This window comes from Alteromonas sp. KUL49 (genome assembly GCF_006538345.1).
Lineage (GTDB): Bacteria > Pseudomonadota > Gammaproteobacteria > Enterobacterales > Alteromonadaceae > Alteromonas.
On the sequence record NZ_BJKL01000001.1, the window covers coordinates 1 to 14,577 of the forward strand.

15 protein-coding genes and 1 pseudogene are annotated in these 14,577 nt (G+C 45.3%); 6 read left to right on the forward strand and 10 right to left on the reverse strand.

The annotated features are described in order from the left end of the window. Window positions 1–312: 312 nt before the first annotated feature. Window positions 313–849: a gamma carbonic anhydrase family protein gene (locus tag EYS00_RS00005; RefSeq protein ID WP_130634534.1), complete on the forward strand. Its 537-nt coding sequence runs from the start codon at window positions 313–315 to the stop codon at window positions 847–849. Window positions 850–856: 7 nt separating this feature from the next. Here the strand turns inward: EYS00_RS00005 and aroE are convergent, their stop codons facing one another. Beyond that, window positions 857–1,684 carry a shikimate dehydrogenase gene (gene aroE / locus EYS00_RS00010; RefSeq protein WP_130634535.1) on the reverse strand — a complete coding sequence of 276 codons (828 nt, stop codon included), beginning with the start codon at window positions 1,682–1,684 and terminating at the stop codon, window positions 857–859. On the opposite strand from aroE, the gene EYS00_RS00015 reads away from it, so the two are divergent. After that, window positions 1,683–2,111 carry a group II truncated hemoglobin gene (locus EYS00_RS00015; protein WP_130634536.1) on the forward strand — a complete coding sequence of 143 codons (429 nt, stop codon included), beginning with the start codon at window positions 1,683–1,685 and terminating at the stop codon, window positions 2,109–2,111. The two genes, aroE and EYS00_RS00015, sit on opposite strands and share 2 nt — an antisense overlap. 54 nt (window positions 2,112–2,165) lie before the next feature. On the opposite strand, the gene EYS00_RS00020 is transcribed toward EYS00_RS00015, so the two are convergent. The 7 genes from EYS00_RS00020 to EYS00_RS00050 form a co-directional block, all read right to left on the reverse strand. After that, complete coding sequence (locus tag EYS00_RS00020) at window positions 2,166–2,840, reverse strand: OmpW family outer membrane protein (RefSeq protein ID WP_130634537.1); 675 nt, start codon at window positions 2,838–2,840, stop codon at window positions 2,166–2,168. A 163-nt stretch (window positions 2,841–3,003) separates the two neighbouring features. Then, entirely contained in the window at window positions 3,004–3,939 is a 936-nt protein-coding gene (hemF, locus tag EYS00_RS00025) for an oxygen-dependent coproporphyrinogen oxidase (RefSeq protein ID WP_130634538.1), read from the reverse strand. Beyond that, on the reverse strand, window positions 3,936–4,511 hold the full coding sequence (locus tag EYS00_RS00030; RefSeq protein WP_130634539.1) for a Sua5/YciO/YrdC/YwlC family protein: 576 nt from the start codon (window positions 4,509–4,511) through the stop codon (window positions 3,936–3,938). Before EYS00_RS00030 ends, hemF begins: the two co-directional genes overlap by 4 nt. Window positions 4,512–4,531: 20 nt before the next feature. Next, on the reverse strand, window positions 4,532–5,077 hold the full coding sequence (locus EYS00_RS00035) for a type I DNA topoisomerase (protein ID WP_130634540.1): 546 nt from the start codon (window positions 5,075–5,077) through the stop codon (window positions 4,532–4,534). 2 nt (window positions 5,078–5,079) lie between these two features. Beyond that, complete coding sequence (locus tag EYS00_RS00040; protein ID WP_130634541.1) at window positions 5,080–5,556, reverse strand: DUF494 family protein; 477 nt, start codon at window positions 5,554–5,556, stop codon at window positions 5,080–5,082. A gap of 1 nt (window position 5,557) precedes the next feature. Beyond that, the gene (gene dprA / locus EYS00_RS00045) at window positions 5,558–6,670 is read right to left on the reverse strand and encodes a DNA-processing protein DprA (RefSeq protein ID WP_130634542.1); all 1,113 of its coding nucleotides are present in this window, start codon (window positions 6,668–6,670) and stop codon (window positions 5,558–5,560) included. Window positions 6,671–6,709: 39 nt separating this feature from the next. Then, window positions 6,710–7,771, reverse strand: a complete 1,062-nt coding sequence (locus tag EYS00_RS00050) for a LysM peptidoglycan-binding domain-containing protein (RefSeq protein WP_130634543.1) — start codon at window positions 7,769–7,771, stop codon at window positions 6,710–6,712. 215 nt (window positions 7,772–7,986) lie between these two features. On the opposite strand from EYS00_RS00050, the gene def reads away from it, so the two are divergent. From def to trkA, 4 genes and pseudogenes are all read left to right on the forward strand, one after another. Then, the gene (gene def / locus EYS00_RS00055) at window positions 7,987–8,496 is read left to right on the forward strand and encodes a peptide deformylase (protein ID WP_130634544.1); all 510 of its coding nucleotides are present in this window, start codon (window positions 7,987–7,989) and stop codon (window positions 8,494–8,496) included. Window positions 8,497–8,504: 8 nt separating this feature from the next. After that, window positions 8,505–9,461: a methionyl-tRNA formyltransferase gene (fmt, locus tag EYS00_RS00060; RefSeq protein ID WP_130634545.1), complete on the forward strand. Its 957-nt coding sequence runs from the start codon at window positions 8,505–8,507 to the stop codon at window positions 9,459–9,461. Then, window positions 9,458–10,777 carry a 16S rRNA (cytosine(967)-C(5))-methyltransferase RsmB gene (rsmB, locus tag EYS00_RS00065; RefSeq protein WP_130634546.1) on the forward strand — a complete coding sequence of 440 codons (1,320 nt, stop codon included), beginning with the start codon at window positions 9,458–9,460 and terminating at the stop codon, window positions 10,775–10,777. Before fmt ends, rsmB begins: the two co-directional genes overlap by 4 nt. Window positions 10,778–10,804: 27 nt before the next feature. Continuing rightward, window positions 10,805–12,183 (forward strand): annotated as a pseudogene (gene trkA / locus EYS00_RS00070) (Trk system potassium transporter TrkA). Window positions 12,184–12,198: 15 nt separating this feature from the next. Here the strand turns inward: trkA and EYS00_RS00075 are convergent. Both EYS00_RS00075 and elbB read right to left on the reverse strand, forming a co-directional pair. Next, window positions 12,199–13,650, reverse strand: a complete 1,452-nt coding sequence (locus EYS00_RS00075; protein WP_130634547.1) for a TrkH family potassium uptake protein — start codon at window positions 13,648–13,650, stop codon at window positions 12,199–12,201. Window positions 13,651–13,840: 190 nt separating this feature from the next. After that, complete coding sequence (gene elbB, locus EYS00_RS00080) at window positions 13,841–14,494, reverse strand: isoprenoid biosynthesis glyoxalase ElbB (RefSeq protein WP_130634548.1); 654 nt, start codon at window positions 14,492–14,494, stop codon at window positions 13,841–13,843. Window positions 14,495–14,577: the final 83 nt, after the last annotated feature.

Below are 14,577 nucleotides of genomic sequence, written 5' to 3' on the forward strand. Positions count from 1 at the left end.
TGTGTTTTCTGAAAACCTCGCCATTATTGACCTATAAGGTTAGTAATGACTAGCTTTGTCAGGGAAGTTGTTTTGCTTTCCTGTCGAAGCGGATGCGCATTTTAGGGATTTAAACGGCCACGTCAACAAGTATTTTCAAAAAAATGTCATATTTAAATTAATCGGTCAAAAACCACCCTATATGCCCTAATTTCGTACTAAATATGTGTCTACTCCTCCGATATATTAAAATAGAGGAGATCATCATTGAGATAGGCACGTAAGTGATTACACTAACGTCAAATCTACTTTGAAGAGTTATAGGAGATAACAGTGCCATTACGCCACTATAAGAACATCTACCCTTCTGTCGGTAACAAGGTATATATAGATACATCATCTGTCATTGTTGGTGACGTAACTCTAGGTAGTGATAGCAGCATTTGGCCACTCGTTGCTGCCAGAGGAGACGTTAACCGTATTTCTATTGGTGAGCGCACCAATATTCAAGATGGTTCAGTACTGCACGTAACAAGAAAGTCTCCCTCAAATCCTAATGGTTACCCTCTTATTATCGGTAACGATGTCACTGTAGGACATAAATGCATGTTACACGGCTGTCAATTGGGTAACCGTATACTCGTAGGTATGGGAGCGATAATTATGGATGGTGCGATAATAGAGGACGATGTGTTTATTGGCGCAGGTACTTTAGTCCCACCTAAAAAAACACTCGAAAGTGGGTTTCTTTATGTGGGAAACCCGATGCAAAAGAAACGACCGCTTAAAGACAGCGAGATGCAATTCCTCAAACAGTCGGCAGTTAATTACGTTAACCTCAAAGATGAGTATTTAGCTCAGGAGGAATAAAGCACAGTTATTGTGCGCTTACGAGTTCTCGTAAAGCAACAACAACCTCTTTAGTGTCTGGCTGCTTTTCCGTCCATATAGTGAATGCAGCCGCCGCTTGTTCGACTAACATACCTAAACCGTCCAGCGTGTTCTTCGCGCCTAGTTTAGATGCCTCTGTTAAAAATACGGTAGGCTCTGCTTTATACACCATGTCATAAGCCACATCGCACCGCTCAAATAACTCGGACGAAAGCGCACACGGTAATTCACCATGCAGACTCGCTGCAGTTGAGTTAATAACAACAGTGGGCTTTACCATTGCGATATCGGACAGTGAGACTACTTCTACTTTCCCCGGAGCTGTTTCGTCGGCCACTATTTGCGCCTTTTCCAATGTTCGATTGGCAAGGGTTAGCGTTGACACGCCCGCAGCTAATAATGGTGCAATAACACCCCGTGCAGCCCCACCCGCGCCAATCAGTAAAACAGACGCACCTGCTAGTTTAGCGCCGTTGTTAATGAGGTCATTCACTAAGCCCACACCATCCGTATTAAATCCTAAGACTTCTCCGTTAGTAGTCTTCATTAACGTATTTACCGCTTTGGCATCCTGCGCAGCTTTGTCTTCAACACGGGCAAAGTTGTAGGCATCCAGCTTAAATGGCATTGTTACGTTACATCCTAACGCACCCTCTTGACTTAAGAACGCTTCGGCAGCCTCAATAAAACCATCGTCCGGCGCCGATATTTTTTCATAAGAGATAACTTCGTCGCACTGTTTAGCAAACATTTGATGAATCGTTGGTGATAGACTTTGTGCAATTGGATTACCGAAAACGGCGAACTTCTTCATGGGATTATCTAACTTATTTAAAAAAGGCAAAAAACAAACGATGGGTGAACAGACTACACCATATCATCTCATAGGGGGAGAGGATAAAGTGAGAGCACTGGCGAATTGTTTTTACGATATTATGGAACAAGACCCCTACGCTTCAGAGCTACTTGCCATCCATCCGCAACCCCTTGATCGTATTCGCGAGGTATTCTTCTTGTACCTAAGTTTATGGCTAGGCGGCCCTGATACGTATCAACAGCAATTTGGCCACCCTCGACTGCGTGCCCGTCACCTCCCTTTCACAGTAACACCAGAACTCAAAGCACAATGGATGTATTGTATGCGCAAGGCCATGCTAACCACTGTAGATGATATGACACTGGCAAATAGATTACTGGAAGCGCTAAACACTTTAGCTGACCATATGATTAACACCCAATAAAAAAGCCCCCACTATGCAATAGTAGGGGCCAAAGGTTACACGCCTTGGGTGCGATTAAAATGTGTAACCCACAGAAACGGTATAAACCCATGGATTTATATCGATATCAGCCACGCTACCTTCAGTACCACTTAGGTTGAAGCTTGCTTCAGTATTAATGTCGATGTAACGCACAGACGCGTTTACATGCCATGTTTTGTTTAACTGATAGTCAAAGCCCACTTGTGCAGACAAACCAAAAGAATTGTCAAGCGAGAGGTCGTCTAGGCCAGCCGCTTCGTTGGCTGATGTAAATTCTTCGTCGAAGAAAATAGTAAAGTTAACGCCCGCACCAACATAAGGCTGGAAAGCAGATGATGGGTCATTGAGGTAATAGTTAACCGACACTGTTGGAGGTAAGTGAGTAACTTCGCCTAATTTATTGCCTGTACCGAGAGGATCGGTAACAGAGAAGTTCACGTCATGAGTAAAGGGCGTAGCCGCTAACAATTCAACGTTGATACGGTCAGTTAAGAAATAAGCAACGTTAAGTCCCAACTGAGTATTGTTGTCAACAGTAAGACCAACACCAAGGTCGGTACCACCTACCATAATATTTGATGATGATTCGTCTGGTGCAACGGTGGTCAAGCCTCCGCGTACAATCCAATCTCCCGCTTCGTGTGCTGAAGCCAAAGGAGTTGCTAGAAGAAGAGGAATAATGGTTGCTGCGAGTTTACGTGTGTGCATTGTGTTTCTCTCTTGTGTTCAAAGAAGATAGCGCTACTTTACCGCCTGAACCAAAAGTTCATTTGATCCAGCGCAACTTCCTATAGCAACAACACAAGTATCGGCAACCCCCATTGATGTGGATCAAAAATCACACCTGTGAGAATCGCCTCTTAACACTCGCTTACCAGTCTGTGGGTTTTAGCCACTCAGATAACTTGTCTTCAGCACTACCCGGCGCAGGTGTATAGCAATACTCCCAGCGTGCCAACGGAGGCATAGACATTAAAATAGATTCAGTACGGCCGCCCGTTTGGAGCCCAAACAAGGTACCTCGGTCGAACACCAAATTAAATTCGACGTAACGACCTCGGCGGTAAAGTTGAAAATCTCTCTCTCGCTCTGAGTATTGTGCATCTTTTCTGCGCTCGACAATAGGCACATACGCATCAACGTACCCATTACCCACGGCTTGCATGAACGCAAAAGACTTATCAAATCCCCATTCGTTGAGGTCATCGAAAAACAAGCCACCCACACCACGAGTCTCACTGCGGTGTTTAAGATAAAAGTAGTCGTCACACCACGCTTTATATTTGCCGTATACGCCATCACCATAAGGACTGCATAGCTTCTTCGCCACCTCGTGCCAATGCACTACATCTTCTTTAAAAGGGTAAAAAGGGGTTAAATCAAACCCACCACCAAACCACCAGATTGGGGCCTCGCCTTCTTTCTCTGCAATAAAGAAGCGCACGTTAGCATGAGACGTGGGGATATAAGGATTGTGAGGATGAATAACTAATGAAACCCCCATAGCTTGAAAGCTTCGACCCGCAAGCTCAGGGCGAGACGCTGTGGCAGACGCAGGCAAAGATGCGCCAAAAACATGGGAAAAGTTAACGCCGCCTTGCTCTATTACTCCGCCGTTCTTAATAACACGAGAACGACCACCGCCACCTTCTTCACGTTCCCACGTATCCTCGCGAAATTGTCCCTTACCGTCGGCTAACTCAAGGGTTTGGCAAATGTTGTCTTGCAGTGATAGCAAGTAAGCTTTTACTTTTTGAATAGCCTCGTTGGCATCAATACCATCTAACGTCATTGGCACTGTTGTCATGCTCTAATTACCTCACCTGTATCACCATCGCGAATTACACTAGGGTTTTTATTTCCCCCGACTTCACCGTAGACGTACTCAACACTATCTTTAAACACCGCTTTTGCTTCTTCTATGGTTCGCGTAGACGGCTCGCCAGAAATGTTAGCACTTGTAGATACTAAAGGTTTGCCCAGCTTTTCACACAGGGCCTTAACCACTGGATGATCTGTGACTCGCACCGCTATTTTGTCGTGAACACCGGTAACCCATACAGGTGCGGTATCAGATTTGGGCAGCAACCACGTATTGGCGCCCGGCCAGCTTGAGAAAATATCTGTACGCTTGTCTTGCCTAATAGCGCTGTCATTAACATAGGGCAGTAATTGTGAGTAATTTGCCGCTATGAGTATGACTCCCTTGTCTACAGAGCGCTGCTTTACTTCAAGCACGCGGTAAACAGCTTCCTTATTATCAGGGTCGCAACCAATACCCATCACAGCCTCAGTGGGATAAACAAGCAGCTTACCTGCATTAAACGCTTCCACAATAGGATCAGTAGTGCCACCTGTATCAGAGCTAACGTTAGTCATTATTTATTTCTCTAAACGAATTACAGTTCTTCTTTGTAACCACACATTGGCTGAGGGCAACAAAGTGAACCTTTCTTTTTGATCATCACGGCCCAGCCACATGCAGGACACGCTTTATTGATAGGGGTGAAATTTAGCACATAACGGCATTTTGGATAATTATTGCAGGCAAAAAACTGCTTCCCGTACTTGCTTGTTCGAGACAGTAAATGTCCATCGCTGCATTTGGGACAATTTACCTGGGTATCCTCTTGGCTTTTTAACGGGGATATATAGTGACAATCGGGAAACTGCGTACAGCCCAAAAACATGCCGTAACGCCCCTTTTTTATCGCTAAATTAGCGCTGCATTCTGGACAAGAAGAGCCTTCTAGTACTTTTAATACTGATGTTTGATTGTCGTGAAGCGGCTTACTAAACTCACACTCTGGATACCCAGAGCACCCCAAAAAAGGGCCTGATTTACTGTGCTTAATTTGCAGAGGTTTGTTGCATTCTGGGCAATCGCCGTAGGATTCCAGCGCTTGTTCATGCGCTGAAAACAAAGAATGGTCGATTTTAGACATGATTAATGGAGTGTACCGTCCGGTTCTGCGAACAATAAGTCTTCCATCTGTGCGTACGCTTTTTCTTTTCCAGGTACATTAAATAGCACCATGAGCACGACCCATTTGAGATCTTCTAAACAAAATTCAGCGGAATCGATTTCCATAACACGATCTATCACCATTTCTCGTGTTGACGCGTCTAACACACTAACCTGCTCTAGGAATAATAAGAATCCCTGACACTCAACATCTAAACGCATTTGTTCTTCGTAAGTGTAAATACGGCTAACGCTGGCGCTCATACCCTTGCAAAAATACGGCTTGATATCTGTCTCTTGTAAAGCAGCGAGTTTCTCTAACCAAGCTAGGGCTTTGTATATTTCGTCGTGATGGAAACCGGCACGAACTAACTCTTCAGTTAATTCATCTTGGTCGACTCGAATTTCCGTTTCACTATGAATAAAGTTTTCGAAAAGGTACATGAGGATGTCGAACATGTTATTTGCCCCTCAATTTAACGTAGCCACCTGGGACGGAAGCTACCAAGCCACGCAACTCATATTCTAGTAATACTGCCATAGCGTCTTGGACTGGCATGGCGCTGCGTTCGGTAATAACATCAATAGCGGTGATGTCATAATCCACACTATCTAATAATTTATCGGTTGCCAAGCTATTAACTTCACTTTTTTTCGTTGTTTCGACGTCGATTAATGCAGGTTGCCAAATATATGAAGGTAGGGCTGACAGAATGTCATCAACACAGGTCACCAATGACGCGCCCTGTTGTATTAACCAATGACAACCTTCAGATTGAGGTTGTAAAATATTACCGGGAACTGCAAAAACTTCTTTCCCTAGATCTGCGGCCAACTTGGCAGTAATCAAGGTGCCACTCTTAATTTTAGCTTCTATTACCAAGGTTCCCATACACAACGCCGCTATTATTCGATTGCGTTTCGGAAAATGCCAAGAGAGCGGCGCCGTATTTGGAAAGAACTCGGTCACTAAAGCTCCACCACCGTCGATAATGTTATTTGCCAATCGCTGATGCCGCTTGGGATAGATGCTGTCTGGGCCGGTGGCAGTAACCGCTATGGTTGCTCCGCCCATTTTCAATGTTTCGTCATGAGCCACACCATCGATACCTAGTGCCAACCCACTGGTAATCACAATGTCTTGCTGAACCAGTTCGCGGCAGAAATGACGAGTATTCTCCTTACCTTGCAAACTAGCATTGCGACTCCCAACTATCGCTATTTGAGAGCGGTTCAAAAGACAGGGGTTTCCAGTAACAAACAATACTAACGGAGGCTGTGAAAGTTGCTTTAACACACTGGGGTAATTCGGGTCGTCATAGGTAATGATATGATGTTGTGGACTGCTTGCTTCCCAGTACTTAGCTTGCTGAACCTTGTGGTAAGACAAAGTGTCGTTGAACTCATTGGGCAGTTGCTTTGCCAACACCAATTCAGGCAGTGAAGCTACAAACCGCTCCACCGGCAGTGACGTGTAAGCTATCGACTCTAACCATTGCTTGGCATTGACTTTGTCTGAAGAGGCTAGTGTGAGCCACGAATACGCTTTGCTTTGTACCTCTGGAGTCGCCATGTCTTTCCTTCGTGTAAGGTGTTCACACGGCGATAGAGTTTAAGGATGCGCGACTATCATTCCCCTTCTAATACCCTTGTCTGCCCGCGTAATCAGTCCAAAACTCGCGCCTTCAAATGTTTTGAGTACAACAAGCTCCCCTACTTTTAACGCTGGCTGCTCGACAATGTCAGTAATAGGGTTCCACCTTTGAAGCGATGTATCACTGAGGTAGCGTGGAGCATCGCCATTGATAATATCTGCGCCTTGGTGATAGATACCCATAGCAGTGCCTGGCGTTACTTGGTGCAATGAGAGGTCCAGTACAACAACATCGTATAACCCCAACATTTCGTAATCGTGCAGGTCGCCGATAACAAAACCTTTTTGCTCATTCGCAGCAGAAAGTGCAATGTCATCAAAAGTTTCTGGTAATGCAGGTGCCAGCTTATCTCCTTGTCGAACTTCCCGGTGAGAAGAAACAATAGTCACCATCTGAGTAGTGTCCGATAACTGTGTTTCTTGTAACGCTTGCGCTACACGTTCAACTCGCAATCCAACCACCTGACCTTGCATGTTTTCAATGCTAGCGTAACGACGAAGTATATTTAACTGACCTTCGGCATTGCTTTGATACTCACTCACTAAATGATCGCCCACACTGAATTGGCTTTTACCATTGTGTTCCCCGAGAACCTTCGGTAAATCCTCGTACTCCTCTTCACCCATGAATAACAAAGCATTGGTCAATATACCCAACTGTTCTGCGGAGAACATAGGAATTGGTTGGCGTTTTTGGGTGACAACCCGTTGTGGACTTAATACCCGATGAGGCTTGGCCCTTACAACAGTGAGAACCGGTACACCATCTTCAATTTGGATACTCAGAATATCGCCAGGGTAGATAAGATGAGGGTCATTCAATTGTGTATTTCTGCGCCACAACTCTGGCCATTGCCAGGGATGAGCGAGAAATTGGCTGGCAATATCCCATAGGGTATCACCCTTTTTCACTGTATAGGTACTTGGCGCATCTTCATTAATTTCTACACTAGCATATACAACTAAAGACCCCAGCAGCAGTGCCATGGTACAGAGCATACGTAGAATGAATTTCGCCATAACATACCCTTGTTGTTATTCGTAATGGTAGTTCAAAGAAAATATCTCGCCATTTGTACAGATTATTCAATCAAAGCAATCTACTAAGTCGCTTCAAAAAACTGCACCTAACCGCGCTATATACGTTAGAATAGTAACCTAACTAGCGCTGTAAATAGTGCTGACAATGAGATCGTATATCTTTTTATACTGAGTAAAAGTGAAGTAAGCGAAACATGGCCATTTTAGACGTACTTAGTTTTCCTGACGAACGCCTTCGCACGGTGGCGGAACCAGTAGAGTCAGTCAACGACGAAATTAAACAACTTGTATCCGACATGTTCGAGACCATGAAAGACGAAAATGGTATCGGGCTAGCTGCTACCCAGGTCAATCGACACGTTCAAGTTGTCGTTATGGATGTGTCTGAAGAGCAAAACGAACCACTTGTGTTTATTAACCCTAAGATAACTGCTCGTGATGGTATGACTATCAGTGAAGAAGGTTGCTTATCGGTACCGGGTAATTACGCTAAAGTTGAACGCGCCGAGACAATTACTGTAGAAGCTCTAGATGAGAATGGCGAAATGTTCTCTTTAGATGCTGAAGGTCTCTTGGCAATTTGTATTCAGCACGAGTTAGACCACCTTAAAGGTAAACTTTTCATTGACTACTTGTCACCATTAAAGCGTCAACGCATTCGTAAAAAGCTAGAGAAAGAAGCACGCCTCGCTGCGCGCGCGTAAGGAATTTCGTGTCTACGCCACTCCGTATAATTTTTGCCGGTACACCGGACTTTGCAGCGCAGCATCTTGCTGCGCTTCTCGATACTGATCACGAGATCATTGCGGTATACACCCAACCTGATCGACCTGCGGGTCGAGGTAAGAAGCTCACGCCTAGTGCCGTCAAAGTTCTTGCCCTTGAAAACGATCTCCCTGTTTATCAACCTCAGTCACTGAAAGATGAAGAGGCACAGCAGACGCTTTCTAACCTTAATGCAGATGTTATGATTGTTGTTGCATATGGGCTATTGCTTCCTCTTGCTGTGCTTGATGCACCGCGTTTAGGTTGTATTAATGTACACGGCTCCATTTTGCCTAAATGGCGTGGTGCAGCCCCCATTCAACGTTCGCTTTGGGCAGGTGACGCTGAAACCGGTGTTACCATCATGCAAATGGACGAGGGTCTAGATACCGGAGACATGCTGGCTATTGAAACCTTACCTATTACCACAGAAGACACCAGTGCGACGCTTTATGAAAAGCTAGCGGCATTGGGGCCCAAATCACTCATTACTACACTGAGTAAGTTGGAAAGTATTCAACCTCAAAAGCAAGACGATGCATCGGCTACCTATGCCAAAAAGTTATCAAAAGATGAAGCCAAGATTGACTGGAATGAGAGCGCTGAACAAATAGAGCGAAACATACGTGCATTTAACCCTTGGCCGGTAGCGTGGACGCAGGTAGAAGACCAGAACATCAAATTATGGTCTGCAACCGTGGTGCCTCTTAAACAACAAGTCGCTCCGGGCACTATTATTCAAGCAAACAAGGCCGGCATAGTAGTGGCTACGGGTAACCAAGGTCTTTGCATCACTTCATTGCAAATTCCCGGTAAAAAAGCATTACCCGCTGCTGATGTTATTAATGCTCGTAAGTCGTGGTTTGAGGTTGGCAGTGTTATCGCGAGTGCATCAGACTCGTGAAGCCGCTTCCACTCCCAAAACAAAAAAACCTGCGGGCGGACTGCGCATGGGTGGTTTATCAGGTATTGGAACAGGGCAAATCCTCGCGCGACTGTCTTGAGAAAGTTCAACGTCGCCACAACCCGCGAGACAATGCTTGGCTTCAGGAAATGTCTCTTGGGGTAATGCGTAAACTGCCAATTTTGCAGCATTGGTTACGTGCCTTGTTAGATCGCCCCCTTAAAGGTAACAAGAAGGTTATTGAACATCTAATTCTGGTCGGCTTCTATCAGCTAGCGTTTTCTAGAGTAAGTGCTCATGCAGCGGTAGGCGAAACAGTCAATGCAGCTCCCTATTTAGGCGGCGGTGGTCTTAAGGGTTTAGTTAACGCGCTACTAAGAAACTTTCAACGTGAAGCACTGGCTGACAAACCTATAAACAACCCTATTATCGAAAGTGGATTTCCCAAATGGATATACAAAGCTATAGACAGTGCGTATCCCGATAATAGTCAGCAAGTAAGAGAAGCTTCAAATGGTATGGGCCCATTGTGGCTTCGAGTGAATCAACAACAAACTGACTTCACCACCTTTTGTAATGCATTAGACAAGCTAGATATCCCCTACACCACCAGCGAACAGCATCCTAGCGCGGTTATATTGAAGAAACGGGAAGACATTACGTCGCTACCCGGTTTTGAGAAAGGATGGTTTGCAGTACAAGATGGTGCTGCACAATTGGCCGCTGCCTACTTGGGCGCAAAATCTGGTGAGCGAGTTCTAGATTGTTGCTGTGCGCCCGGCGGTAAGACGGGCCATGTATTAGAGCTCACACCAGACCTTGAAACCTGCATTGCCCTCGACTTTGATGAAAAGCGCTTACAGCGGGTCAGGGAGAACATGACAAGGCTCAAGCATACCCCGGTGATTATCCACGGAGATGCCTCTCAACCTGCCGATTGGTGGGACGGGCAAGCCTTTGATCGCATATTACTCGATGCCCCCTGTTCCGCTACTGGGGTGATTCGCAGACACCCAGACATTCGCTGGCTGCGAAAATCATCTGACATTGATGCACTAAAACTATTACAAGCAAAAATATTAGAAGCGCTGTGGCCCACGCTAAAACCCGGTGGCACATTGTTATACGCTACCTGTTCTATTTTACCCGCTGAAAACGTCGAACAAATACGTACATTTTTAGCTAATCACGATGACGCTACCCTGTTACCGCTGCACGAGAATGATTCCAATGACATTCCAGGTAGACAGATTCTGCCTGGTGAAGCACAAATGGATGGTTTCTATTATGCGAGGCTGGTAAAGTCAGAAGGCTAATAAGAGAGTAAGGTATTGTAAGTAACGATGAAAATCATCATTTTGGGTGCAGGACAGGTTGGCGGTACACTGGCTGAAAACCTTGTCGGTGAAAAAACGAAATCACCGTTATTGATTCAGACCCTGATATCCTTCGCTCATTGCAAGATAGGTTAGATTTACAAGTCGTTACCGGCCTTGGCTCTCATCCTGATGTGCTCAGAAAAGCGGGCGCAGAAGACGCAGACATGTTGATTGCTGTGACCAACAGTGACGAATGTAACATGCTGGCATGTCAGGTGGCTTATAGCTTATTCAAAACGCCCACTAAAATTGCTCGTGTTCGTTCAGAGCAATACATCATTTACCAAGAACAACTCTACAAGCAGCAAGATATTCCTGTTGATCATATTATTGCACCGGAACAATTGGTAACTAAAGCCATCAAGCGGTTGATTGATTATCCAGGTGCACTACAGGTCGTTGAGTTTGCTGATGGTAAAGCGAGCCTAGTAGCAGTTAAAGCCTACTACGGTGGCCTATTGGTAGGTCATGCATTGTCGGCGCTGAAAGATCATATGCCCAATGTAGAAACCCGTGTGGCAGCGATTTATCGTCGTGGTCGCCCCATACGTCCATTAGGCACTACAGTTATTGAAGCTGATGACGAGGTCTTCTTCATCGCTGCCACCAAACATATTCGCGCGGTGATGAGCGAGCTTCAAAAGCTAGAGTCGAGTTATAAGCGTATTATGATTGCTGGTGGCGGACTTATCGGTGCAGGCTTAGCGAAAAAGCTCGAACACAAGCACAATGTTAAGCTGATCGAATTCAGCCATGAGCGAGCGCAATATTTGTCGGCTAATTTGGACAAAACCATTGTATTCAGTGGTGATGCGTCTGATCCTGAGTTGCTCAGTGAAGAAAATGTTGAGCAAGTTGACGCTTTCATTGCGGTTACTAACGACGATGAAGCGAACATCATGTCAGCTATGCTAGCCAAACGTATGGGCGCGCAAAAGGCAATGGTACTGATTCAGCGCAGCGCTTATGTTGACCTTGTACAAGGTGGCGAAATTGATATTGCCTTCTCTCCGCAACAAGCCACTATTTCGGCCTTGCTTACCCACGTACGTCGCGGTGATATTGTAAATGTATATTCATTGCGAAGAGGTGCAGCAGAAGCTATTGAGGCGATTGCACATGGCGACGAAAATACCTCAAAAGTGGTTGGTCGTCAGATTGGCGACATCAAGTTACCACCAGGAACCACCATTGGTGCCATAGTACGTGAAGAACAAGTGATCATTGCCCATAGCGATACAAAAATAGAAGCCAATGATCACGTTATTCTATTTTTGGTCGACAAAAAATATATCGGTGACGTGGAAAAACTCTTCCAGCCCAGTGCGTTCTTTTTTGGTTAGCTAACGGTTAATTACTTAACTGCGCCAAAATGTGGGCGAGAACAGCACTAATAATGAAAATACTTCGAGACGACCAAACACCATCGCAATAACCAGTATCCATTTTCCAGCATCGGTAACATCGGCGTAGTTCGCTGCGACGCTACCCAAGCCAGGGCCTAAGTTATTCAACATAGCTGCGGTAGCGGTGAAGGCGCTCAAGTTGTCTAACCCCGTGCCAATTAAACCTATCATAATGATCACAAAGACGACGGCGTAGGCCGAAAAGAAACCCCACACCGCTTCAACGACTCTGTCGGGCATTGCACGTTCTCCAAACTTAACGGCGTACACGGCTTTTGGGTGTATAAGACGATCGACTTCTCGCTTACCTTGTAAGAACAACAAACATACGCGAACAACCTTAAGACCGCCCCCTGTAGAGCTCGCACATCCACCAATAAAGCTCGAGAAAATAAGCATAATAGGCAGGAATGTAGGCCACACAGAAAAGTCAGTGGTTGCAAAGCCTGCTGTGGTACTAATAGATACAGCTTGCAGCATGGCTTGATCGAGGGCTGACTCAGCTGAGGTATAATAGCCACTGAGTGTAAGCACTAAAAAGCACACTAAAATCAACGCTGCTTGAATCATGAAAAAGGCTTTGAATTCAGGATCACTAAAGTAGCCTCTTACCGTTCGCGAACTCACTGCAGCATAGTGGAGCGAGAAGTTCAGTGCAGCAATCAAGAGAAAAATTACGCACACCAAGTTAACCATGGGACTGTTGTAATAGCCCAAACTCGCGTCATGGTTTGAGAACCCACCAATAGCGACGGTAGAAAATGAGTGGCAAATTGCATCAAACCAGTTCATTCCCGCCAACCAATAAGACACCATGCAAGCAATGGTTAAGCTCAGATAGATGTACCACAGATGCTTCGCAGTATCAGCTATACGAGGTGTCATCTTGTTGTCTTTTACTGGGCCTGGAGTTTCTGCGCGATAAAGCTGCATTCCTCCAACGCCAAGTATAGGAAGTATGGCAACGGCAAGTACAATGATACCCATACCACCGAGCCATTGTAGTTGTTGACGATAGAACTGCACTGAGTGAGGCAAGAACTCAATACCTTCGATCACGGTCGCGCCTGTGGTCGTTAACCCAGAAAACGACTCAAAAAATGCGTCGGTTACCGTCATACTTGGCTGTTCTAGAAGGATCAGGGGAATTGCACCCACACTGGCAAGTACCGACCAAAACAGCGCAACAATCAAAAAGCCCTCTCGAGCCCGTAATTCGTGTTTTTGATTACGGTTTGGATACCAGAGCGCAATGCCTCCCAGTACACACAAGATGAATGCTAAGGCAAAAGGCAAACCACTACCGTCTTGGTAAATCAAAGATACCACGGCAGGAGGGATCATTGTTACGCTAAACAGCGCTATTAGAAGTCCAAGAATACGGACTATCGCACGATAGTGCATGTTAGCTGCGGCCTTATTATTGTTCGCATGTATATTCCATAACCAGTGCGCAAACGTCTTTCAACTTAGTATGTGTTGTGTTTATCAACGCTCAGTAAAACAAGCTAATGGACGCGTTAACTTCAGTGGGGTTTCTTGAGTTTTGATTATAGGGTGAATGCCTGCACAGAGAAACCCCTTGTTTGACGACTTATTTCATCGACAACACAGTTTGAACCATTGCTGAAATACTTTTATGAGCATCTACTATATTTTCTGCAAGCATGTATGCAGGTGTAGTGACCAGTTTATTCGATGCATCTATGACAACTTCATCAACAATACTGTCAATGTGTTCCGCGCCCATGGCTTTGAGTGCATTGGCTGTATCGCCATCATTACCAATAGTTAGCTTAACACCATTTCCATATACAGACGCCGCCAATGCTGGCGAGATACACGCATATCCTGCAGGCTTTTTAGCAACAGCGAAAGCCTTACAAACCGCCAAGACTTGCTCATTCACACGACTCTTGTCACCATCAAGTGCGAAGGTACAAAGGTTTTTCGCCACTCCAAATCCACCAGGAACAATAATCGCATCGAACTCTTCCACATTACATTCAGTAACGGGTTGAATACTTCCTCGCGCAATGCGAGCAGATTCTACAAGGACATTTCTCTGTGCGTTTTCCTCAACACTTCCTGTTAAGTGGTTCACTACATGCAGTTGCTCAGTATCAGGAGCGAAACAGGAAAATTGAGCGCCTTCTTGAGCAATACTCAATAACGCAAATACTGATTCATGGATTTCAGCACCATCGAATACGCCACACCCACTTAAGATAACTGCAACCTTCTTCATCTTGCTACACTCCTCGCTTTTGTTGGCTTATACCCATATTGGCTATAATTCAGTCAGTAAATTTAAAAATATTATTAACAATT